We start from the raw sequence: 25,207 nt of genomic DNA, 5'->3' as shown, positions 1-25,207 counted from the left end.
CATTAGCTAAATTTGTAACTGTTATTTTGGACTTTATAACCCATTTGTTCTAATTGAGTTTTCAATTGAGTGGCTCCGATTGGAACTTCAATTGTTTGTGTGGATTTTAGCATTTCATTAAATTTAAAGTATCTTCTTAAATTTGTTTTTGCTGGTTCACTTAATAAATTACTATCAGTTATTTTGATAACTCTCGTATTATTACCGTTACTAAAGTATATTTTTGGCGGATCAAATTGATTATTTTCATCTAAATTTTGCAAGTTAGCTTGACTTAATTCACTTGTTGAAATTTCAAATTCTTGTTGATTATTAAATAGTGTTAATCTTTTTATTAATCTAGGTTTATTTGATGGTTTTTGCGAATCATTAAATTGTAAACCTCTTAGAGATTTTACACTTTTAACTCTTGAAAAATCTAATCCTGTTGGATAGCTATTATCACCTTGTTGTTGGTCTGGTTCTAGCCCACCACCGTATCTTCCTTGAAAGAATGGTTCATTATTTCTGGCATAATATACCATTCTTAGACCAAGATTAATTCTTTCGAATTCATTTCCATTATGTTTGTAATCTTGTTCATCAAATGCAATAGTATCAAATGTGATTCTTGAAGCTATATTTAAGTCTCTAGCATATTCTCTACTTACGTTGTAATCTAAAGTATTAATAAATGATGTGTTTTTTAAAGCTCAAGGGTTAAATGATCAAGATTCTCTTAATGAGTTTCCTGTCGTATAAAGTGATAATTCTTTGATTTCTTTGTCTTCTAAAGCTATTAAACTAGAAGTATTAGTTTGTCTATCTGAAAAAAACAATTCAAGTTGAGGTAACTTTTTGGGAAGTTCAGACAAAATTGATTTAAATTCCTGACTTCCGTTAGAAGCACCCATATTAAAAATTCTGTATGATGTAATATTAATATTTTTATTATCTTTAAATTTTTTGATTAATTCTTTCATTCTAGCATAAGCCTTAGGATTTGCAGCATCAATTTCAACAACAGTACCTTCATTTAATAAATTAGAATCATTAACTTTATCTATTCTTTCTAACTTAAAAATGTTTATTCCAGAATCTGATTTAATTTTGTACTCTTTAAATACATTGTCATCAGTTAAATTAATTTTTTCTTTTTTTCAACCTGGATAAACACCATTTCTGACATCATCTGATGATCTTGTGTATGGTGAATTATATCCAAAGACTCTTCTAGTTAGATTATCTGTAGTTATTCGGCTTGTTACTGTATTATACTTATCAGGAATGTTATACCCATAAGAATCAATTACACCATCTTCATTGATAAAGGCATTTCTAGGATCTAGTGCATATCCTTCTTTTAGATAAGCTTCAGCTCTATCTCCAATTCTTGTAAATTTAGTTTTGTCTAGATTCACTAGTAATCAAGCATATTTTTCTTCTTTTGATTTAAATTCTTTGATTTTCTGATCGTATTGATTTTGTGCTTCAACTTTTAAAAATTTTTTTACATTATTTGAGTCAAATAGTTTACCAAACCTTTGAACTATATTTTCTCAAGTGGATTTATTATTTTTTAAAATTCCACCAACAGTTTCTGGAGTATCATTACGACCAAAAGCTTCAGTAATTACTTTAAAAGCACTATCATTAAGCAAACCAGCTTCCCCACTAATTGCATTTTCTCTAACAGCATTTCTTAATTCTTCAGTTACAGTAACACTGACAATTTTTCCAACTGTAATATTTGTATAACCACTAGGATTTGCAATTCCTTTATCTTTATCAAATTGAGTTGGAATAAAAGTTGGTCTCCCAATAACAACAGCTTTTACTGATTTTCCAGCAATCTCAATAGTTGTTTCAATTTCACCTGGTTCAATTTCTGGTTTAGGAGTAGTTTGGTTATCAATTGCTCGTGGGATTTCAGGAGCGGGAATAGCATCAATTTCTTGTTTTCTTAATGGTTCAAGTTTTTCTAGTTCTTCTTTAGGGATTTTATCAATATTATTATCTCTAGCAGCTATGTGAACATTAACATTACCATTAACTGGTTGTAGTTCAGCATCAGTTTCTCCAATTGTAGAAGTAATTTTTGCAAGTGAACCATCAGCAGTTGCACTATAAACAACTGAAGTTAAAAGAACTGAAGAACCAATAGCTGTTGTTAATAAAAATAACAATGCTCTATTTTTCTTCTTTTTGATAAGCACAATCTCTCCCCTTTATAAATTGATAATCAAACATTTATACTCACTAAAATATTTAAAAATTAAGATATATTTTTTATGAATCTGATGCGATTAATATATATCTATCATATTTTATTTTTTTTTTTTTTTTTGAAAAGCTCTAAAAAAATTTATCTATTGTCAATCATTAAAAAATTAATAATAAACTTTTTAAATGTAACACCAAGCAAATAAAAAGATTAATGCTTCAAGTTAACAAGAATGAAACTTGATTGTTAAATGGTGCTGACGAAATTGATAACCAAGAAAATATTTTAACATCTCTATTATTAATAAACTTTTTTTAATTTACAAAAAACTCAAGCATTTTTTGCTTGAATTTTAAAAAAATTTAAAGTTTGTTTCTAACATCTTGTTGGTTTATTTGTTGCTGATAAATTTAAAATTTTCTGGTATATTTTGTTTATCAAATCCATCTTTAAATAATCTTGTTTTAATACCACTACTCTTATATTTGTTTTCTAGTGCATGTCTGTATGAATTTATTTGCTCTTTTCCACTTCCATATATTAGGTCATATTGAGGTAAATTGTATTCTCCAAATAAACCATTATATTTGTAACCAGGAGATCTCAACATAGTAGCTAATCCAGTTTTTGCTGAATTATTTGAAGCATGATAAACAGCAATTAGTTCGTTATTTTTGTTTCTAACACTTGATCCAGAAGCCCCACCAGCAGGTGCATAAAATCTTGGCATTAATTCTAGTCCAAAATTAAAGTATTGTTTAAGCTTTCCATCTTGATCGGCAAGTGTGTAAAGATCGCTTCCAACTCTATGAGCTGCTAAAAATGCATCTGTTAAACCAGGTTTATCTATAAATGAACGATATCCTATTTGATATGATAAGAAATTTCCTCTTGATAGTTCGCTTTCGGAATAATTTCCGCTGAAACCTTCTTGCTTTGAAACGGTTTCAAAATATTTACTATCAGCATTTATTCAAAGAGAAAAATCATGTTTCTTTTCAATTATTTGAGTGTCGTCTTCATATTTTTTTAGATAATAATCACCTTCTGATGTAGGATATCCTAAGATGTATAGATTTTCTAGTTTATTGAATTCTTCTTCGTTTTCAATTAAAATTGGTCTATCAATTTTTTTATACTCTGTTAAATATGAATCAGATTTAAATTTAACTTGCTTGTTTTCTTTATTTGCATAGTTATTTGTTATTATCTTAGCTAACTCTTGGACACTTTGATTTTTGTAATTGTTTAAAGGTTCTCTACCGCTCATTACAGATAAATTGTCATTAGATAGCAATTTCTTAAAGTCAAATTCAATAACAGCAAAATCGGCAAAAAATCCAGCATCTTTATATTTCTTTGCTTGTTCTTTTACTAAGTAATCTGAAGGTTTTTTACTAATAAAATCAGTTGCATGGAAAATTGCAGAAACTGATCCTCTATTTTTATCATCTATATTAAATGTGAATGTTTCAAAATTTTTATCAAATGAATTTAACATTAGTTTTTGACCAACTTTTACTGATTCTTTGATTCTAGTAATTGAAACAGCTGTTAATTTATTTGTTAATGCTTTAGCAACGTGTGAATTTGTTCCAAAGTAAAATGTGGTTGGGTTATTTTCAAGCTGATAATCCATAATTCACATAGTTCCAGATTCTACGCTACGTTCTTCACCCTTGCTTTTTCTTTCTTCAAATTTACTTATTTCATCTTCTTGAAGCTTAATTAAACTTTCTCTTGTATGCGATTTTATTTCATTACGTTTATGTTCTAACTCAGTTAGCTTTTCTTTAATTAGATTTTGCTTATTAGTCTTTATCCCATTATCATTTGTTGCTAAAAAAGCAATCTCTCTTTGAATTTGTTCAATTACTAATTGATATTGATATTCTAATTTCTTTATTTGATCGTTTTTAAAATCTTTTAATTGATTTTCATCTCAGGATTTAATTAATTCAATATTTTTCTTTGAAAGCGCAATCTCTTCAGCAAAATCTTTTAAATATGTGAATCTTACTTGAAAAGTTTGTTCAGCAACTGTTTTGTAGGTTTCATTAATTAAAGTTCTAGCTAAACCATTTGATTTAAAATGATCAGTACCTAAAGAATCTGTAAATGAAGGACCTTTATTAACTTCTGGGCCATCATTTATCTTTAGCTTCTTTTCTTTTTTGCCATTACTTTCTTCATAAACTGGAAGTGTAAATCCTTTTAAAGCAGCGTTATAATAACTATCAAATTTGACGTCTTTAGCTAAATTATCAAATTCTTGCTTTTCTACTTCAGAAAAATTTAGACCGAATTTTTCTTTAATATCAATATTTTTATTTAAACCATGTTGATTATACATAGACTCAAGAACTTTAACATACTTATCATTATCATACTTAAAACGCTCTTCTTGAGACATAGCATTATAACTGATAATACCATTTTCACCACCAAATGCAGCTGTTGGATCAACTTCTTGACTTCCATGATGGTTAAATCCATTATTTCTAGAAAGACCGGTTAAAATAATTTTTTTAGTTTTTGTTTTGGCTTCTTTTCTATTTAAAAATTTAATAAATACAGTAACTGTTCCAGTTGCATTTGATATGTTTGAAGTTGCACCTCTATCAGTGGTTGCACTTTCTATAGAAAGTAAAATATTTTCATTATATCTCTTATCTTTTAAAGTAATTTTTAAACTTGAAGGATTAGCCTGGATTTCAGTTGGTAGTGTCTCAGATAGCTTCTTTGATTGACCAAATTGGTTTATAAAATGAAAGTCTGCAACTTGTTTTAATTTTTCTTCTGAATCTATAAAATTAATAAAATTTTTTACATCTTCTTTTGATAACGGCTTATTATCTTCAATTACATTACTACATGCAACTACTAACAAACTTGGAATAGTTACTGATGCTATACTAGTTACTGCTAACAATTTATTTAATAGTTTCATAAACCTTTCCTTTCTAGTTATCTATTTAACGAATTAACTAAATCTGTAACTATTATTTTGAACTTTATAACCTAAAGATTCTAACTGATTTTTTAACTCTGTTGCACCAGTTGGAATTTCTATTGACTGTGTAGATTTTAGCATTTCATTAAAATCAAAATACTTTCTTAAATTTTCTTTTCCTTGTTCATTTAATAGATTACTATCTGTTATCTTAATTCTTTTTGTAACATTACCATTACTAAATAATATCTTTGGTCTTTCCATTGGATTAGTTGTGTCTAGATGTTGTAGATTTGCGTTATTTAACTCATTTGATGAAATTGCAAATGCTTCATCGTTATTAAATAAAGTTAATCTTTTTATTAGTCTAGATTTATTTGTATGATTTTGTGAATCGCTAAATTGTAAACCTCTTAAAGATTTTATTTTTGTAACTCTTGAAAAATCTAGTCCAGTTGGATAACTATTATCACCTTGTTTCTGATCAGGATCTAAACCTGGACCATGTCTTCCTTGAAAGATTGGTTCATTATTTCTTGCATAGTAAACCATTCTTAGACCCAAATTAATTCTTTCAAAACCTTTATTTGCATAATCATAGTCTTCTTCATCAAAAGCAATAGTGTCAAATGTGATTCTTGTAGCTATTTTTAAATTACTTGCATAGTCTCTGCTTACGTTGTAATCTAAAGTATTAATAAATGAAGTATTTTTCAAAGCTCAAGGGTTGATTGATCAAGATTCTCTTAAAGAGTTTCCTGTTGTGTATAATGATAATTCTTTGATCTTTTTATTTTCTAAAGCTATTAAACTTGAAGTGTTAGTTTGTCTATCAGAGAAAAATAACTCTAATTGTGGTAGTTCATCAGGAAGTTCTTTTAAAATATCTTTAAATTTTTGTCCCCCATCAGATTCACCCATATTAAAAATTCTATAAGATGTGATTGTAACTTTATCTTGTTTAAATTTTTCAATTAATTCTTTAGTTCTTGCATAACCTTTAGAATTTGCAGCATCAATTTCAACAACAATTCCTTCTTTTAATAAATTAGGATCATTAATCTCATCTTCTCTTTTTAATCTAAAAACATTTATTCCAGAATCTTGCTCAATGTCATATTTTTTGAATGTTGGATCACTATTTAGATCAACTTTTTCTTTTTTTCATCCTGGATAAGTACCATTTCTAATATCATCAGAAGATCTTGTATATTGTGAGTTATATCCAAAGACTCTTTTTTCAAGGTTATCTCTAGTTATTCTGCTTGTTACTGTATTGTATTTATCAGGAATATTGTATCCATAAGAATCAATTACCCCGTTTTCATTAATAAAGGCATTTCTAGGATCAAGAGCATATCCTTCTTTTAAAAAGGCTTCAGCTCTTGGACCAATTGTTGTAAATTTAGTCTTATCTAAGTTTTTTAATAATCAGGCGTATTTTTCTTCTTTTGTTTTAAATTCTCTGATTTTTTGAGGATACTCAGCTTGTGCTTGCTGGTTTAAAAAGTTTTTTACGTTATCTGAATCAAATAATTTACCAAATCTTTGCACGATATTTTCTCAAGTTGCTTTATTATTTCTTAAGATTCCACCAACAGTTTCAGCACTATCACCACGATTAAAACTATCAGTAATTACTTTAAAAGCACTGTCATTAAGCAATCCGGCTTCTCCACTAATCGCATTATTTCTAACAGCTTCTCTTAATTCATCAGTAACAGTAACACTAACTATTCTTTCTACTGTGATATTTTGATATCCGCTAGGATTTGATATGTGATTATCTTTGTCAAATTGAGTTGGTACAAAAGCCGGTCTTCCTCTAACAACAGCTCTAACTCTTCTTCCAGCAATTTCAACAGTTGTTTCATATTCGCCTGGTTCAATTTCTGGTTTTGGTGTAGTTTCGTTTTCAATTACTCGTGGAATTTCTGGAGCAGGAATTACATCCGCTTCTTGTTTTCTAATTGGTTCGGGTTTTTCTAGTTCTTCTTTAGGAATTTTATCAAGGTTATTATCTCTGGCTGCAACATGAACATTCACATTACCATTAACTGGTTGCAGTTCAGCATCAGTTGCTCCGATTGTAGAAGTAATTTTTGCCAATGAACCATCAGTAGTTGCACTATAAACAACTGAAGTTAAAATAACTGATGAACCAATAGCTGAGCTTAATAAAAGTAGCAAGGTTTTATTTTTCTTCTTTTTAATAAGCACAATCTCTCTCCTTTACAAGACAATTTTTATTAAAACCAATTATACTAACTAAAGTTTTAGCTATCATATAACTAATAAATTCATTCAATATAATTTTATATTTTTTTCAAAAGTAACGCAATTTTAACAATCTTAAGTTAATCTGCTAAGAATCTTTTAATTTATTAACTCAAGTTAGACTAACTTAATTAAACTTTTTTAATCAAACAATTCTTGTCTTCTTTTTTTGTATTTTTGTTTTTTAATCTTTTCGATATTTTCTTTAATATGTTGACGTCTAATCTTTTGTTTAATCTTTTCAAGTTCTTGTTTACGCTTTTTACGATAATTTGGTTTAACTTTTTGATTTTGATATTTATTAATTACTTGTTTTGATTCTAGATCTAGATTCTGATAAGTTATTTTTTTAGTAGGTTTTGAACTAGTAATATCAACTAGTTGATCATCAACTAGTTTTTGAACTTCAAAGTTAATCCCTTTTTTAATTAATTGTTTGATTTGTTCTTGATTTTTTAAATTATAGATTACATAACTGATTCCAGTTAGTTTGTTTCTTCCAGTGCGACCTGAACGATGAATATAATAATTTAAATCTTTAGGAAGATCAATTGAGATCACGTGACTAACTCCAGTAATATCAACTCCACGACTAGCAACATCAGTGGCAACTACATATTTATATTCATGGTTTTTAATTTTTTTAAGCATTGTCATTCTGGTTCTTGGTTGTAAATCACCATGAAGCTCACCAACTCTTAAAATCTTATTAGTATGTAATATTTTAACAATATTAGCTATTTGATCTTTTTGATTAACAAAGATCAGACATAAAAATGGGTTAATAGAATTAATGATTTTAATTAGACTTTCTTCAATTTCACGATTTTTAGTATCAATTAGAATGTGTCTAACGTTTTTGGTTGCTAATTGTTTTTTGCTATCATCAATTAAAATGACATTTTTTAAGTATTTACTAGCGAAGTTTTTTAGTTGTTTATTGATTGTGGCACTAAAAATTCCAATCGTTGGGTTGTTGTTCATTTTTGAAATTAAATAATCAACATCTTCAATAAATCCCAAATCAAAAATCATATCACACTCATCAATTACCAAATAACTTGCTGTAGTTAGTCTTAGTTGGTTTTGATCATATAATTCTTTTAACCTACCAGGAGTTCCAATTACAATTGCTGGTTGAGCTTTTTTTAGTTGTTCAAGGTTTTTATTAATATCTTCTCCACCAATAAACATCGCATAAGTAATTTTCGGATTAAGTTTAGCAAACTGTTGAATGTTCAAATAGATTTGTTTTGCAAGTTCTCTAGTAGGAGTAATAATTACAGCTTGAACGTGTTGTTTTGTTTTTAAAAGATCTAGATCTAAGTTATTTAGAATTGGAAGTAAAAAACTGTGAGTTTTACCAGTTCCTGTATGAGCTAAAGCAATGATGTTTTGACGTTTTTTAAATAAGGGAATCACTTTTTGCTGAATTGAAGTAGGATAAATAAATTCTATTTCTTGTAAAGTATCATTAATATATTTTTTAAATCCAAAATCAGTAAATTTCATTGCTAGACCTTCTTTCAAGTAACAAACTGGTTTTTAACATCATAAGTCAATACTTCAAGTTGGTTAAACTTATTATCTAACTTATTTTTAAGATCATCAACAAAATAATTTTCCATGTAATGACCAATTTCAATTAAACTAACATGATTATCATTAGCATAAATTCATTCATTTCACTTAACTTCACCAGTAATAAAAACACAATCTTTTAATGACTGATCAATCATTGTTGAAGCTCCTGATCCTGTTGTTAGATAAACACGTTTAGTTTTTTGATCTAAATCAAGTTTGCAATTAAACCTAATTAAATCGCAATTAAAGATCTCTGCTAGTTTATTGATTAGATCAACTATTTTTAGTTCATTTTTAAAAAGAAAGCTATTTGATTCATGATCATTACCAAACTTTTTAAACTTTTTAACTTCTTGGATTTGATTAATTAAATCAGTTAAGCTTTGATAAATGCTTGCATCATAATTTGAGTGAATTGCAAAAACTACAATTTGATGTTTAACAAGTTTTTTAATCATTTCTTTTTTAATGGGATTAGTTTTTTCTTTTGCTAGTTCATTAAAAATAAAAGGATGTCTAGAAATAATTAAATTAACTTTGTGCTGAATAGCATAATCTAAACAAGAGTTAGTCAAATCTAAACAAACTAAGATTTTATTAACTTCAAAATCAGGTTGAAAAGTTTTTTTACTAAAAACTTGTAAACCTGAGTTATCCCAACTACCAGCTTTTTTAGGGCTAAACTTTTTATCTAAATAACTAATAATATTAACTAATTGCATTGAGATACTCCTTTATTTGTTTAATTTCAGTTGCGATTTGTTGGTATCTGAAATGAGTTGGTTTGATCTGAGTTAAGATTTGTTTTAAATGAGCAAGTTTAAGATTTAAATAACTAAAATATAACTGGTTGTTTTGAAAAAACTTGAGATTACCAAATTCAATAAACTGTTGGTTAGTTAAATCACTTGCTTGAGACTTATCAATTACTGCAATTCAATAGAAATGATCATCTTCATTAATTAATAATTCATTAGTAATTCTAAAATTATTTTTAACAGTTCATTTTCTAATTAAAGAAATTTCAGTATTACAACAAATGATATATTTTGCAATCTTTTGATGGTCATTTAATAAAATTTCTAAAATCGTTTGTGCTCCTAATCCACAAATTGTCACATAATCAATATTTGTAATTTCAGGATTATTAACAAATGCTAAACCATTACTTAAAACGGGAAAAATTTGGTTGTTTAGACCAAATTTTGAGATATTTGCTTTGGCTATTTTTAATGGGTTAGGGTTTAAATCACAAGCATAAACTATTTTAGCTTGATGATGTTTTATCAAATAAATTGGTAAATAGGCATGATCAGTACCAATATCAGCCACCACATTAGCATCTTTAATCAGTGAACTAACGATTTTTAAGCGATTTTTAAGCATCTTAACCTTTGTAAAATTCTCTTAAAGTTTTTCCTGATTTATTACTTGGAGAAGGTTGTTTGAATTTTCTAATTGTTTTAGCTTCAATTTGTCTAATTCGTTCTCTAGTAACATTTAATTCTTTTCCAACTTCTTCTAAAGTTTTTGGTGAATCATATTTACTTAAAGCATTATTAATTACAGGATCATTAAATGATCTAATTTTTTGAGTTGAACTATCAAGATGAATGTTTAAATTTTGAATAGTTTCTTGTAAAGCTTCAAAATCAGGATCATTACAATCTTTTGCTAGTCTTAATAAAGTTCTTAGCTTGGTTGGGGCTAGTCCATAACGCATTCTAATGACTTTTTCTTCTCTTGGTAGCATGTCTTCAAAGACTTTTTCTAACACTTCTTTTAAAACTTCTTTTTCAGTATACTCATTTGGCGATACCATGTCTTTGTCTTCGACAAAATCTCCAAAATGAGTGTCATCTTCATCACCAAAAGGTTTTTCTAAACTAACTGGTTCAACAGAAATCTTTTTAATTTCAATCACTTTTTCAGCAGTCATACCTTCACCAATTTTTCTAGCAATCTCTTCAGAATTAGGTTCACGACCTAGTTCTTGAGTTAGTTGACGTTCTACTCTTGCTAGTTTGTTGATAGTTTCAACCATATGAACTGGAATACGAATAGTTCTTGCTTGATCAGCAATTGCTCTAGTGATAGCTTGACGAATTCATCAAGTAGCATAAGTTGAAAATTTAAAACCTTTTTCATATTCAAACTTATCAACTGCTTTCATCAAACCAATGTTTCCTTCTTCAATTAGATCAGCAAAATCAAGACCACGATTTAAATGTTTTCTTGCTACTGAAATTACTAATTTTAAGTTAGATTCAATTAGTTTATCTCTTCCTTCTTTAACTTCTTCAGGATCTGATGAATTAGCCATTTTAGCATACATGATTTCTTGATCTTTAGTTAGAATTGGAGCTTGACCAATTTTGTAAAAATAAGTTTTAATAATATCTTGAATCTTAGTTTCATTACTAATTCCACCAACTCGATATTTCATATGAGTTGAAGTTCTAGCTGACTTTTTATTTTTCATAGCAGCTGATTTAGCTGTTTTAAATTGATTAATTAAATCATCATCATGTTCATCAGTTTCACTAACATCTAAATCAACATCATCAATTTCAATGTGAAGGTTTTCTTCATCAATTAAATTTTCTTCATCAATTAAATCGTTAAAAACAATTCCTTTGCTTTGGAATAACTCTAAAAGTTTTTCAGATTCATTATCACTTGCGTTAGGAAAAATATTTGCAAAGATTTGTTGCACTTCTTCAGATGAAATTGTGTGGTTGTTATTTTTTGCAAAGTCTAAAGTATAGTTAATAAAGTCTTGAATTGAAGTAATTTTTTTTAATTCAGACTTGTTGTTGAATTTTAGCATTTTAACTCCTTTTATTTATTATTTGAAAGTTTGACAATAGCTTTATAAATTTTGTCTTTTTCTTGAGTTGTTTTTGCTTTATTAAGTTCTTGTCTTAATTCTTTAATTTGCATTAAAAGATGAAAATTATCCAATTTAACAAAAATATCATCTAGCTCTTGAGCTGTTACTAGTTGCATTTGAATCGGATCATTAATAATTTCTTCTTGTTTTTCATTAAAATTTAAAATATTGTACTCTTTAAGCAATTCGATAGCTTGTCTAGCATCATGTCCCTTGTACATGTTGGAATTATAAAGTTTGATTAAACTAATTGTTGCATACTTAATATCAGAGTGAATCATTTTATCGACTTTAAAATTAATTTTGTCAAGATATTGATCACTCTGTAATAAAGAAACAAAAATTCTCTGTTCAGCTTTTAAAAACTCTTTATACTGATCAGTTTGATCATAATGTTGTTTTTGTTTCTTATCAATTATAATATCTTTTTTAAATTTTTGTTGATTTTGCTTGGTGTTTTCTAAAAAAGTTCTTGGTCAAAGTTTATTGATAGTTTGCGTTGATAGCTTAGTTTTTAAAGCTAGTTTATTAATAGTCATTTCTTTTAAAACAACACTGTCAGTAGCAAGTGAAAATCAACAAATCTTTTTAATAAATTCTTCGACTTTGACAGGATCGTTTTGATTAGTAGTTTGTCATAATTTGTCAATTGCATAATCAATTGGATGTATGGGATTAACAATAATTGTTTTAAGATAATCGACTTGGTTTTGATTAATTAATTCATCAGGATCTTTAATTGTTTGATTATTAACAATATAAGTAGTGATTTTTGCTTTTAATAACTCTTGACTTGCTTTTAAACTAGCATTAACTCCAGCTTGATCACCATCTAAAAATAATAAAACATCTAGTTTATGTTTTTTAAACAGATCAATATGATACTGACTTAAACTAGTTCCCATAATGGCAATTGCATTATTAATATTGATTTTTGAAAGACTTATCACATCCATAAATCCTTCTAAAACAATGATTTGCCTACTAGCTCTGCTAGCTTTTAAAGCCTGGTTGATATTATAAGCTAATTGTGCTTTTTTAAAAAGCTTATTTTCTCTACTATTTAGATATTTGGGTTCTTGAGCTTGTTGATAACTTCTAGCACTAAATCCAATAATTTGATTATTTTCATCTTTGATTGGGAAAATAATACGATCAGAAAAATAATCTTTAGTGTAATCTTTTTCAATAACTCCTAGCCCTGCTTTTTCAATTGCCAAAGCTGAATAGTTTTGAGCTAATAACTTCTCAACTAGATTCGTTTTTTTACTAGCAAAACCAATTTCAAACTTTTTAATTTCTTCAACTGAGATCTTTCTTTGATTTAAATAGTTTAATGCTTGTTTGCCTAAACTTGAAAAAAGTGTCACTTTAAAGATTTCATTTGCTTTGTTATTTAATTCTAAAATGCTTTCTATTTCTGGGTCTTTTTTATTTTTTGAATAGTCTTTGAGTTCATCAAGTTCAATATTAGCTAATTGACAAACTTTTTTAACTGCGCTTAGAAAATCAATTTGTTCAAATTCTTTGACAAAATTAATAACATTACCTGAAACTCCACAACTAAAACACTTGTATCTTTTCTTTTCTGGTGAAATAGTAAATGAGGGGTTGGAATCATTATGAAAGGGACAAACTGCAAGATAGTTTCGTCCTTTTTTAGTTAAGTTAAGATAAGCAGAAGTAATAGAAACAATATCAGCTTTTGATAAAATATCATCGATTTTTTGACTTGACAACAACTTGATCAGCTCCATTCTTACTAACTAGTTGTTAAACTGGGCTTTTAAAAATTGTTTTAAATCTTTAATAGCGATTCTTGATTGTTGCATTGTGTCTCTGTTTCTAACTGTGACTTGTTGATCTTCAAGACTTTCAAAATCAAAAGTGACAACAAAAGGTGTGCCAATTGCATCTTGACGGCGATAACGTTTTCCAATATTTCCAGTATCATCATAAGTTGTGTCAAAATCTTGTAATAAATCATAAAATAATTCTTCAGCATTTTTATTTAACTGTTTTGATAACGGAATCACTGCTACTTGATATGGAACTAGTGCATAAGGAAGTTTCATCACAATTCTAAAATTATCTTGATCAATTTGTTCTTGAGTAAATGCTTGTCAAAAAATTGCTAGCATTAATCTTTCTACTCCAACACTTGGTTCAATCACATGCGCTAAAATTTTATTATTTGTATTGGCATCTAAAACTGTTAAGTCTTGATCAGTTGCAACTTGATGAGCATTTAAGTCAAAATCACTACGGTGAGCAAGACCTCATAACTCAGCTCATCCAAACGGGAAGTTGAACTCAAGATCACTTGTTTGTTTAGCATAATGAGCCAGTTCATCTTTTTGATGATTTCTAATACGATAGTTTTGTTTTTCTAAACCAATTTTAGTAGTTAAAAATAATTCAATTTTTTCTAATCAAAATAAAAACCAGTCAACATTATCTGCTGGATCAAAGAAAAATTCTAATTCCATTTGTTCAAATTCTCTAGTTCTAAAAATAAAGTTTCCAGGAGTAATTTCATTTCTAAATGATTTTCCAATTTGACCAATCCCAAATGGTAGTTTTTTTCTCAAACTTCTTTGTACATTTTTAAAGTTAATAAAAATTCCTTGTGCGGTTTCTGGCCTTAGATAAACTATTGAAGATTCATCTTCAAGCACACCTTGATTAGTTTTAAACATCAACCTAAATTGTCTGATTGATGTAAAACTTAATGCTTGACACTTTGGACAAACAATTTTATGTTCATTAATAAAAATTTCTAACTGTGCATTATTCATCGCTGCAGCATTAACTGTTGGATCAAATTCCTCAATTAGTTTATCTGCTCTTCAACGACTGCGACAAGTACGACAATCAATTAACGGATCATTAAACCCGTCAATATGACCTGAAGTTTGTCAGACTTTGGGATTTAAAATAATTGAACTATCTAAACCAACATTTAAAGGATTTTTCTTTACAAAAAAATCTCATCATAATTGTTTTAACTTGTTTTTAACTTCCACACCTAAAGGACCATAGTCTCAACTATTTGCAAGTCCACCATAAATTTCAGAACCTTGAAATACAAATCCTTGAGACTTTAAATGACTAATCATTTCTTCAATTGTCTTACTCATAAATATTTCTCCTTAGTGTTTTTAGTAGTTATTGTTATGAAAAATAATCTTTTATAATTATAACATTTTCTTATTTATTCTTAGGTTGAGAGAATATTAGCTAGCTGACAAAAACTGACTGTGAAAAACAATTTCATCAAATTCTTTATACTTAGTTAACTGATACATACTGTTAGTAAAAATTCCTACTTGATCTTGATAAAAATCTAATAAAAACCTAGCAAGGATCATCAAATTATGATTACTAATTTGTTTTCTAACAGCTTGATAAAAAGTGCTATTAGCAATAAATTTAAAAAAACTAATTAAATCTTTGTTAATTAAAATTGAATCATTAAAATAACAAAATTTGCACACACTACAATAATAATTAAAATTAATCGCAATAATCTCACTTTTTAAATTACAAAACCCACATTTTGATAAGTTTAAATTAAACCCAAGAAATTTTAAAAAATAAAACATAAATAAGACGCAAACTTTAAATGCTTTATCAAAGTTAGTTTCAAGATAGTCAATTGCAAATTTTAAAAGTTGAAATAGCTTAAAGTTTTTAGTATTAGATTCTAAACTATTAACTAGTGAAGTAATAATATTAGCACACAAATACAAGTTCAGATCATCAGCAATTTTAAGATGAGAATTAATCAAAACAGCTTTTTTTAATTTAGATAATCTAAAGTTATTTTTTGCTTTAAAAATCTCAAATTCAGAAAGTGATAAATAATTAATTGCATACTTATTTTTACTTGTTGGTTTATTAACTCCTAAACTAATAAAACTAATTTTGCCATACAAATCAGAATAAACAGTGATGATTTTATCAAACTCTTGATAATCAAAACTATCAATTACAATCGCCTGAAGATGTTTTTCACTCATTAGTACTTATCCTTGTCATAGCCCATTTTTTTAATTAAACTAGCTGAGTTAGTTCAATTTGGTTGAACTTTAACAAATAGTTCTAAATTAACTTTTTGGTGATACATTTGTTGAATTTGTTTTTTTGATTTATATCTAATATCAGCAATTTTAGAACCTTGTTTACCAATCATAATTGCTTTTTGAGATGCTCTTTCAACTACAATACTTGCGATAATATTAATTTTGGTTTGATATTTTTCTAATTGATCAATTAAAATAGCAACACTGTGTGGTACTTCTTGACCGGTTTTTAATAAAACATTTTCTCTAATAATTTCTCTAATCATAAAACGTTCTGGTTGATCTGTTATTGTTTCTTGATCATAAAATTGATAATTAGTTTGTGGTAGATATTTAACAATTAATTCTAATAGTTTATCTAGATTAAGATCCTGGCTACTGCTAGTAATAACAATTTCGTCAAAAAATTCTTGATAGGCATTTCACTCTGTTGCTTTAACAATTAATTGTTCCTTATTAACTAAATCAGCTTTAGTAATTACTAAAATCTTAGGAATTTCTAGATTTTGGATTTGTTTTAATAAGAAAAGATCATTTTTTCCAATAGTTTCATTACTAGGAGCTAAAAACAACAACAGATCAACATCTTTAGTGGTTTTTAAAGCACTAGAGTTTAAAAATCGATCTAGTTGTTTTTTAGTAGTATGTACTCCTGGAGTATCAACAAAAACAATTTGATAAGCTCCTGGTTTAGTATAAACACCTCTAATATTATTTCTTGTAGTTTGTGCTTTATTTGTAACAATTGAAATCTTATGCCCCATAATTTGGTTTAATAACGTTGATTTTCCAACATTAGGACGACCTAAAATTGCGACAAATCCTGATTTAAAATTAGTGTTCATCTTCATTCTCCACTTCTAGATAATCATCTAATGTAAATTTAATTTGATATTTAATATTTGCAAGTTGTAAAATTTGCTCTTGTAAGCTAAACATCTCAGTTTCTTGCTCAACAAGTTCGTGATCATAACCTAGTAAATGCAAAAAACCATGCACAAATAAAAAACCCATTTCCTGATCAAGACTATGATCATATTTAAGAGACTTTCTTTTTGCTTCGCTTAAGTTAATAAACAAATCTCCAAGTTCTCTAAAGCCTAAAGCCTTGATTTCTTGATCTGTCATATCAGTTGAAAAACTAATTACATCAGCAATATAAGTTTGATTACGATACTCTTTATTAAGTTCTTGAGCTTGTAAATCATCAACAAAGATAACTGCTAAACTAAGATCATAATTAAAATTAAAAAAAGCAGCTGCTTTATTAAGTAAGTTAGTTCCAAATTCTTGTCATTTTGTCATATCAATTTCAGTATTATTAAAATAATTGATTTCTAGCATTAAGTTACATCCTATCATTTGATTTAATTATACTTTAGTATAGTTAAAAGTTGTAATCAACAATGAGTTACTATTATAATCGTTAAATAACTGTAAAACTTTTAAAACATCACTTTTACTAATAATTTCAAAATCATCTTTTAATAAAATATATTTACTATTTAAATAAAAAATTCTTAATAATTTAATAATTTCTTGAACTTTTTTACTAACTAGATTTTGACTAACTATCATTGTTAAATCAATTTGATATTTGTTAAGCAAGTTTGCGATTACTTGGTTAGTAAAAATATTTGTTTTATTAGTTTCAAGTACAATGTTTTGAAAAATTGTGGCATAACTTATAGTTAAGTGATCTAAATTTGTAATATGTTGTTTAATCATTAATTTAGAAATATTTTTAATATTAATCTCATTTATATAAATTAAAATATGATCAAGTTGCTTAGTTTGTTTAGTTAATAAATTTAGATCATAATCTTTACTAATAAAATTAATTTTTTGATCAAAAGTTAGTTGTTGATTATTTAAAAGATCTTTTAAACTAAAACTATCAATAGTTTCAAATTGGTAGTATTTAATTTCTTGATGATAATTTTGAAATTTTACTACTAATTGTTGGTACTTGGCATAATTTTGCATAAAAGAAACAATCTTTTTCAGATCACCAGTATGAAGTGATTTAAATAAATAACTAGTAATTGATAAACTAAACTCAAGATAGTTAAACTTTAGTAATTTTCAACTAACAAAATAAACTACTAATAAACTTAGTTTTTCAATTAGTAAAAAACAAAGATTTAATAAATCAGTTTTATTGTCATCTAACTGATTTATTAATTGATCAATCATAGCTTTTTGATATAGCAATTCTTTGTTAAATAAACTAGAAACTAGTTTTGCTTCCTGATTCTGATCTAGAGACCTTTTATTACTAATTGACTTAAAAATAAAACTAATAGCTAATCAGATAACATCAAAAATTAACATTACAAAAAAGATCAGTTTATTGATATAAAAAATAACTGCTAAAATGACAGTCGAACTAATTAAACTAGCTAAAAAATTTAAAAAGTAAATCGTTTGATAACTTGCTAAAAATTTAATTTCTGAATAACAATTAACTAGATCTAAAACGGTGTTATTTTCAACTAGATAACTATAAAAAATTTGGGTTTTTTTCTGTTTATTAGTTTTATATAAATGATTTAAAATAACTTTTAAAACTTCATTTAAAAAGATATTAATTAAAAAGATAAACAAAAAATAAAAATAAAGATAGACTGAATTAGTTGGATTTGCAATTGATAACGAATAAAGATATAAAAATCTCATTTCTAAAACCACTAATAATACAGAAAATAAGCTAATTAAAATATAAAGCAAATAGTATCAATTAAAGTTAGTAAAAATTGATTTTATATGATTAAAGTTAGCTTGAAACTGCTTTTTATTAGCTTGAAAAGTTAACACATAACCAGTAAAGTTTTTGTAAAATTGCTGATAAGTTAGTTTTTGTTTTTTAGTTTTACTAGGATCATAAACAATTAACAGATCTTTAGCTTTTTGTACCACAACAAAGTGTAATAAACCTTGCTCATTGACAATTTGAGCTAAATAAATCTTTTGATTAATTTGCTCTAGATCTTGTTCTACTTGAAAAGCTGATGATTTTAAAAAGTACCGACTACTTAGATTACTAATATCAAAAAAACTCAACATTTCATCGTCATAATTATTTTCTAGTTTCATGCGATCAACATCATAGTTTTGATCATAATAATAATTAATAATCATACTTAAACACGCAAGTGAACAGTCATTGTATTGTGTTTGTTTGACAAGTTTAATAAAAATCACCCCTAATATAGCATTAGCGGTGATTTTAAATTATCTACCTAAAATAACTAAACTTTTTTCAATTTCAGCACTAATTTTTGATCCTAATAAGTAAGAAACTATTTCCAAAGCAAATAAAATTGCCGATCCTATACTTGCTCCTGTAATAAAATTGTTATCTGTAACAAATGCTTTTTTAACATAATTAGCATTTTTTAAGAATTGATCACATCCTGGAAAATAAGTAACATTCTTGTCATCTAATAACTTAGTTTGACCAATAATTTGTGGAGCAGCACAAATTGCAGCAATTAGTTTATTTTGTTTATTAAATTCTAAAATATCATTAATCATTTGCTGATTACCAATCAAACTAACAACTCCAGATCCACCTGGTAAAAACATCCCATCATAGTCATTTAAATTAATGTCTTGTCATAATTTATTAGCTTTAAGAGTTATTTTGTGAGCTCCAACAACTTCAAGTTGATCGGTTGTTGAAACAATTTCAACTAAAATATTAGCGCGTCTTAAAACATCACAAACACTAACTGCTTCTGTTTCTTCAAAACCCGGATTTAAATACATAAGAATTTTTTTCATAACAACACTCTTTTCTATTTAATCTAATTATAAATAAAAAGTTAAGTTGAAAACTTAACTTTAAATTATTAACTACTATTAGCATCTGTTAGTAATGATGCTGGATTTGCTGTTCTAATTTTGTTGGTTGAAACTAGTAATGAACCAAAATATGACACAGCAATAATTGCTAGACTAGTAAATAGTGTTCAGCTTGCAAATCCATATGGAATTGCAAATCCCATCCGACCAATAATATTAATAATAATTACAATTAACGATCAGCTAAAGACGGTTGCTGCTGCTCATATGATAGCACTAAAGACAGTGACAGTTCCAAATGCATAAATATTGATTTTATAGTTTTCATAACCTAATGCTTTCATTAACACCATAAACTGTTGATATTGTGAAACATAAATATCTCCGATCAACATAATTAGTAATGCTGAAGTGACAATCACAGTAATAATAATTAACATTCCTATAGAAATTGCTATAAATGTGATTTGATCAATTAACTCTTTTGAAGTTGAAAGTAATGTTTGGGTTTGTACCATTGAATTAACCGTATCATTTCACTGAGTAGTTGATGATCCAGGTCCAATTAAATAAAATCCGTTGTATGAGTTCATTGGTACAAAACTAATTCCACTAGTTAGTTCTAAAGGTTCAACCACATTTGAAAACTTAGAGTTATGTCACATCATTTGTGACTGTTTAAACATTTTATTAGTATCTAGATAAGAAACATCTTTAAAATAATCTGAATCAAAAGTTGAATATTTAGAAATAGCTGAAAACTTGTATCTATCAAATTGAGATTTAATATTATTTTGATCGCTAACTCCAGCTAAGATACGTTGTTTTCTGTTAAAAATATTATCTTTAACTGCAATTTTTTTACCAAGTGAATAATTCATTACTAGATTTGCTAATCCTTGATCGGCTAAAACTAACTTACCATTATATGAATCTAGAACTGATACTGCAACAGCATTAATTTTTAAATCTTGGTTTTGATAAGTAACTTTAGCTGGTTTTTGTATAACTGGAATTTGTGCTCCAGCTTGGTTAACAGTTTTAGTTGATTGGAACATTCAATAAACAGGTTTTGTACTATAACTAACTACTCCAGGATTCTTAATTTTATCAAAATCTGCAGTATATCTTAGATCGTATGGTCTAATCATTAGATATTTATCATTTTCAAGTTTTCAAGCCTTTTTAACACTATCAGGAACTTTGCTTGGATCAATATCTTTTTTGTATCACAAGTTTTTAGCTTCACTTGATTTATTTGTTGAATTATTAGCATTAATAGTATTATCAAGATCAATTAGTGATTGAGGTAAATAAAGTTGGATGTTTTTATACTCATAATAAGGTCTAATATAAGTAGATTTAAGATTATCAAACTGATCGTTATAAACAAAATCATCAAACATATATGCTCTTGGTTCTAAAACTTGTTCTTTTGATTCGAAATTGTCATTATTATCATCACTAGCGTTACTATATTGAGACTTAAAAGTAAACTTATTATTATCTAAATCATAAGGATCTAGTCATCTTGATGCTTGTTTTGTTCAAACATTTTTTCCGGTTCTGTGACTAGCAATAGTGGTGTTTGTAAATGTTTTATAATAATCTGAATTAATAAACTCAGCATCATCATAAATTCAAGCATACTTAGGAATCTTTAAATAACCATCATTTTTAGAATGAATAAAGAACTGGCTATTTGCTGTTGAGATATTTGTGATTTTAGTTTTATTAGTTTTTAATTTGTAAAATGCTTCAGCTTGTCGGTTGGCAATTACTGGAATATTAATAGTATTTGTGTTTTTATCATAATATTTAAAGTCAAAATTAGCTTGCTTATTTGACACAACCACATCTTTGTCTTGCACTCCTAAAAAGGCTTTTTGAATTTCATAAAGTGTTTGACGATCAATAAATAGTTTATCTTTGTCGTTTTTATTTTTAAATTCAAATGCTGACTGACTATCTGCTAATCCTGTTAAGTTTAAATCAAACACTTGATTGTTAATAGTTGATTTTAAGTTAGCTACTGTAGTGATTGTTTCTTGATTTGGAATATATTTTTCAATGTTATATCCAATTGCAAATTGTTCTTTTCTTGAAGCATTTTTTTGAATGTAGTTATTAACATATGGTGGCAGACCTAATTTAATAGCATCTAAAATCTCATCTCGTCAATCTCCAGTAGATGGACCAGTGTTTTTTCCAATTAAGCTAGAAATTACTTGAGGAGCTGTTTTAGTAATACTTGAAGTAACGTTTTTAAAAGCAATTTGTTTCGCTTGATCAGTTCAACCAACTGAACTAGGTTGGTTAGTGTTATTAGTAACTAAATTATATTCTGAGTTAAGAATTAATCCTAATAACTGATCAACAGTCCCAATTGAAAATTGTCCACCAACTACATTGTATAAATTGTTTCCAAAAAACTCGGTAAATAATAAGTCTAGACTATTAACTACTTGATTATTATCAACAGGTTTAAAATTGTTGTCAGTAAAACGATTAATATCATTTCTAAAAAGTTCAAGTTGTGTTCAGTTAATAGTTTTATTATTAGTATAAACATATTTTGAAAACGGAGTAACATCATATGAACTAGCTGCATAATATGCCGGATCTGAATAATATGAAATTTCTTCGTTATTAATTTTGGTTGATCTAATATCTTTATCTAAAATATCTTGACCTTTTCAATAAGCAATCGTTGTTTTAGTTAGTGGTGAATTAGACACTCCATCAATATAGTTATATTCATTAGCATATTTAATACTACTATAATAGGCATTTTTAGCAGTAAAAGCAATAGAAGGTAGTGCTAAACCTGACGAAATGATTAGTGTGGCTGCTCCAACTACTGTTGTTAATAAAATAATGTTTTTCTTTCCTGATGAAGATAAAGTTAAACTAAACTTAGTTGAAAACTTAGCATTTTTAAAAACAGTATTTTTAAGATGATTAATAAATTTAGAATGTGACCAATTTTGAGTTACTTTTAAAATATCAAGCACACTTTGCCTAGTAATTAAATAAGCAGTTAGAATCGAAACTAGTGCTCCAATTAAACCAAAAATAGTTAATGAAACAACTAATGAAATTGGTTCGATAGTAAAACGATATAACGGAAGACTAAAATAGTTAATAAACAGATGAATAAATCCAGATTGAGTTGCTAATCCTAGCATTCAACCTAAAGGCACAACCGTAGTAATAATAATTAGTGTGTAAGCCAAATAAGTAACTGAAATTGTTAATGGTTCAGCTCCTAGTGCTTTTAAAATTCCAATTTGTTTGGCGTTGAAATTAATAGTTTTTTTAATACAAATTACTAGTGCAACAATTGCAATCAAAGCAACTAATGCAGCTGAAAGTAACGTAATTGTTTGATAAATTCGAATTGCTCGAGGTTCAATTGTTCAATTAAATCTTAGAATTGACTTATTAAAATCTGTTAATTTAACTCAAGTTGAAAGATCAGTTGAAAAATTATTTTTTTGAATTGAAACTGATTGATAAATCTTAGATAGATCATTCATTTGATAAGCGTTAAACATTTTAATTGATTTGTTCTTATCGTAATTAGCGTTTTTTCTTAAAAAAAACATTGTATAACCTTTAGAACTATCATTAGATTTGGTTTGTGAAGTTCCACTTAAAATATTAAAAATTGTTTGACCTGAAGCATAGATGATTGCACCAAGATTAGCTTGCGGAATAGGAAAGTCAGGATCTGTTGTTGGGAAAAATGAATAAGTATCAGTTGCATAACCTGTAACAATTACAAAAGTTGAATCGATTTTTATCTGATCACCAATATTAATATTGTTAGCTAAGGCATATTGTTCTGAAATTAGAATTTCACCAAATCCCGGCATTCTACCACCAGCATTAGCATTTAAAATTGTTAGATTAGTAGTGTTATTATCTTCTAAAAATATCATTCTAAATCGAGTTTGAGTAATATAATCATAGTTAAAAACTTCTCTTCTAAAAGAAATATCATACCCACTAGCTAGAGCTATATACTTTAAGTGTGCTAGTCAAGAATCATAGATAAAATTAGCATCATTTTCGGTTAGAAGCACTTTTGGTTTAGTTAGTAATAATGGTTCGAAAATAGGAGTTGATTTATGTAATAACGAAATTAAGTTAGTAAGTGAATAAGTTGATCCATCACTAGCAACTAGTTTAAATAATGAATAATCATTAATTAGCATTTTGACTTCACTAACTTTATTATTTTTATCTAAACTAACTATAGGTAAATCAATCATACCTTTCATACCATTAGCTTTAATTTGCTCGTTAATTTTTTCAGCGCTGTTTTCTTGACTAGGATCTAATTTAATAATTCTAGATTGATCTTTAATTTCAGTTTTATTAATCTCAAAATTATTTAAATAAGAGTTATTTTGAGCTTTTAGCTCTCATTTTTCAGCAATTTTATCAATATTAAAATTACTTGTAGGTTTAATACCAGTTAAAAAGACATAAAAATCATTGCCCTGATGTTTAAGATCTTTTTCTTTTGTAATAATTGGTAGATAAAGTTCTTTATAGATTTTATTAATAATATATTCAATTAAAGAATATCCAGAAACAAAAACATATGAAAATAATTCTTTATTTGCACGATTCAAAGATTTAAAAATTTCAATTGAACTATGATCTTTTTGATAAACATAATTATTGATTTGGTTGATCTTTACGACATCAGATTTAAAATTATCTTTAAATTGCTGATCTTTTACTTGATTGACAAGATATTTTCCAATCACTGCATCATTTAAAAAAACAGTTTCTTTTGCATCAGTTATTAAGTTATTTAATTTATTAAAAGTAAATTTTGTAAAATATAAAGCCACTTTTCAATTAAAGAGTTGCTGCTGATTAACATCCTGATTATTAGAATTTAACTCACTAAAAAAACTAATAAAAGTCTGATCATTAGCAAATTCAGTTAATAAAGTTTTATTATTTTGAGAATCTTGTAGTGCTTTTTGATTTAAAACAAAATTTAGTCATGAGCTATCAGTATCATTAGCTTTTTTATTGTAATAAGAATTATCAGAGACTAAATCAAGTAAGGGAAAAACAGATCTATCAGTTTCAGAAGCAGCATTTGATACACCTAGATTAATTTGTGTTGAGTTAGTATAGTCAAATTTTTTAATATTATTAACTACTTGATTAAAAGTCTGATTAATACGAGTGCTTAAAGTAAGCGAAGTTGACAATATAAATGACGCTAAAAAAGACAATAGCAAAATAATTGTAAACTGGATTCTAAACTTAAAGACCCCTTTTACTCCTTGTTTTAAAAGTAATAAGAAAGTAGATGTTTTTTTCTTCATCTTTTATCATTCCTTTTACTTAACTAAAGTACTGTTCTTTACTATCAT

At 27.0% G+C, this 25,207-nt stretch carries 15 protein-coding genes; all 15 read right to left on the bottom strand.

Annotated features, from left to right (window positions below):
- Window positions 1-2 precede the first annotated feature (2 nt).
- The 15 genes from MPUT_RS01640 to MPUT_RS01570 all read right to left on the bottom strand — a co-directional run bounded on the left by MPUT_RS01640 (window position 3) and on the right by MPUT_RS01570 (window position 25,159).
- On the bottom strand, window positions 3-2,195 hold the full coding sequence (locus MPUT_RS01640) for a putative immunoglobulin-blocking virulence protein (RefSeq protein ID WP_014035068.1): 2,193 nt from the start codon (window positions 2,193-2,195) through the stop codon (window positions 3-5).
- A gap of 399 nt (window positions 2,196-2,594) precedes the next feature.
- Window positions 2,595-5,153 carry an Ig-specific serine endopeptidase MIP gene (gene mip, locus MPUT_RS01635; protein WP_014035067.1) on the bottom strand — a complete coding sequence of 853 codons (2,559 nt, stop codon included), beginning with the start codon at window positions 5,151-5,153 and terminating at the stop codon, window positions 2,595-2,597.
- Between the two features lie 33 nt (window positions 5,154-5,186).
- The gene (locus MPUT_RS01630) at window positions 5,187-7,376 is read right to left on the bottom strand and encodes a putative immunoglobulin-blocking virulence protein (RefSeq protein WP_014035066.1); all 2,190 of its coding nucleotides are present in this window, start codon (window positions 7,374-7,376) and stop codon (window positions 5,187-5,189) included.
- Window positions 7,377-7,574: 198 nt separating this feature from the next.
- On the bottom strand, window positions 7,575-8,945 hold the full coding sequence (locus MPUT_RS01625) for a DEAD/DEAH box helicase (RefSeq protein ID WP_014035065.1): 1,371 nt from the start codon (window positions 8,943-8,945) through the stop codon (window positions 7,575-7,577).
- Between the two features lie 2 nt (window positions 8,946-8,947).
- Window positions 8,948-9,739: a Nif3-like dinuclear metal center hexameric protein gene (locus MPUT_RS01620; RefSeq protein WP_014035064.1), complete on the bottom strand. Its 792-nt coding sequence runs from the start codon at window positions 9,737-9,739 to the stop codon at window positions 8,948-8,950.
- Window positions 9,726-10,403, bottom strand: a complete 678-nt coding sequence (locus tag MPUT_RS01615; protein WP_014035063.1) for a tRNA (adenine(22)-N(1))-methyltransferase — start codon at window positions 10,401-10,403, stop codon at window positions 9,726-9,728. The genes MPUT_RS01620 and MPUT_RS01615 overlap by 14 nt, the downstream gene beginning before the upstream one ends.
- Before the next feature lies 1 nt (window position 10,404).
- Entirely contained in the window at window positions 10,405-11,847 is a 1,443-nt protein-coding gene (locus tag MPUT_RS01610; protein ID WP_014035062.1) for a sigma-70 family RNA polymerase sigma factor, read from the bottom strand.
- Window positions 11,848-11,858: 11 nt separating this feature from the next.
- A complete protein-coding gene (gene dnaG, locus MPUT_RS01605) occupies window positions 11,859-13,667 on the bottom strand; it encodes a DNA primase (protein WP_014035061.1) in 1,809 nt (602 codons plus the stop codon).
- Between the two features lie 9 nt (window positions 13,668-13,676).
- Window positions 13,677-15,050, bottom strand: coding sequence for a glycine--tRNA ligase (locus tag MPUT_RS01600; protein WP_014035060.1), 1,374 nt, complete (start codon window positions 15,048-15,050; stop codon window positions 13,677-13,679).
- 96 nt (window positions 15,051-15,146) lie between these two features.
- Window positions 15,147-15,932 carry a DNA repair protein RecO gene (recO, locus tag MPUT_RS01595; protein WP_014035059.1) on the bottom strand — a complete coding sequence of 262 codons (786 nt, stop codon included), beginning with the start codon at window positions 15,930-15,932 and terminating at the stop codon, window positions 15,147-15,149.
- Entirely contained in the window at window positions 15,932-16,840 is a 909-nt protein-coding gene (era, locus tag MPUT_RS01590; RefSeq protein ID WP_014035058.1) for a GTPase Era, read from the bottom strand. Before era ends, recO begins: the two co-directional genes overlap by 1 nt.
- Window positions 16,830-17,339: an rRNA maturation RNase YbeY gene (gene ybeY, locus MPUT_RS01585; RefSeq protein WP_014035057.1), complete on the bottom strand. Its 510-nt coding sequence runs from the start codon at window positions 17,337-17,339 to the stop codon at window positions 16,830-16,832. The genes era and ybeY overlap by 11 nt, the downstream gene beginning before the upstream one ends.
- Window positions 17,340-17,366: 27 nt before the next feature.
- Complete coding sequence (locus tag MPUT_RS01580; RefSeq protein ID WP_014035056.1) at window positions 17,367-19,199, bottom strand: cysteine peptidase family C39 domain-containing protein; 1,833 nt, start codon at window positions 19,197-19,199, stop codon at window positions 17,367-17,369.
- Window positions 19,200-19,229: 30 nt separating this feature from the next.
- Complete coding sequence (locus MPUT_RS01575; protein WP_014035055.1) at window positions 19,230-19,781, bottom strand: DJ-1 family glyoxalase III; 552 nt, start codon at window positions 19,779-19,781, stop codon at window positions 19,230-19,232.
- 68 nt (window positions 19,782-19,849) lie between these two features.
- Window positions 19,850-25,159, bottom strand: a complete 5,310-nt coding sequence (locus MPUT_RS01570; protein WP_014035054.1) for an FtsX-like permease family protein — start codon at window positions 25,157-25,159, stop codon at window positions 19,850-19,852.
- Between the last annotated feature and the right edge of the window lie 48 nt (window positions 25,160-25,207).

This window comes from Mycoplasma putrefaciens KS1 (genome assembly GCF_000224105.1).
Taxonomy (GTDB): Bacteria; Bacillota_I; Bacilli_A; order Mycoplasmatales; family Mycoplasmataceae; genus Mycoplasma; species Mycoplasma putrefaciens.
Note: the sequence above shows the minus strand (reverse complement) of the source record. Positions and strands in the feature narration are given on the sequence as shown.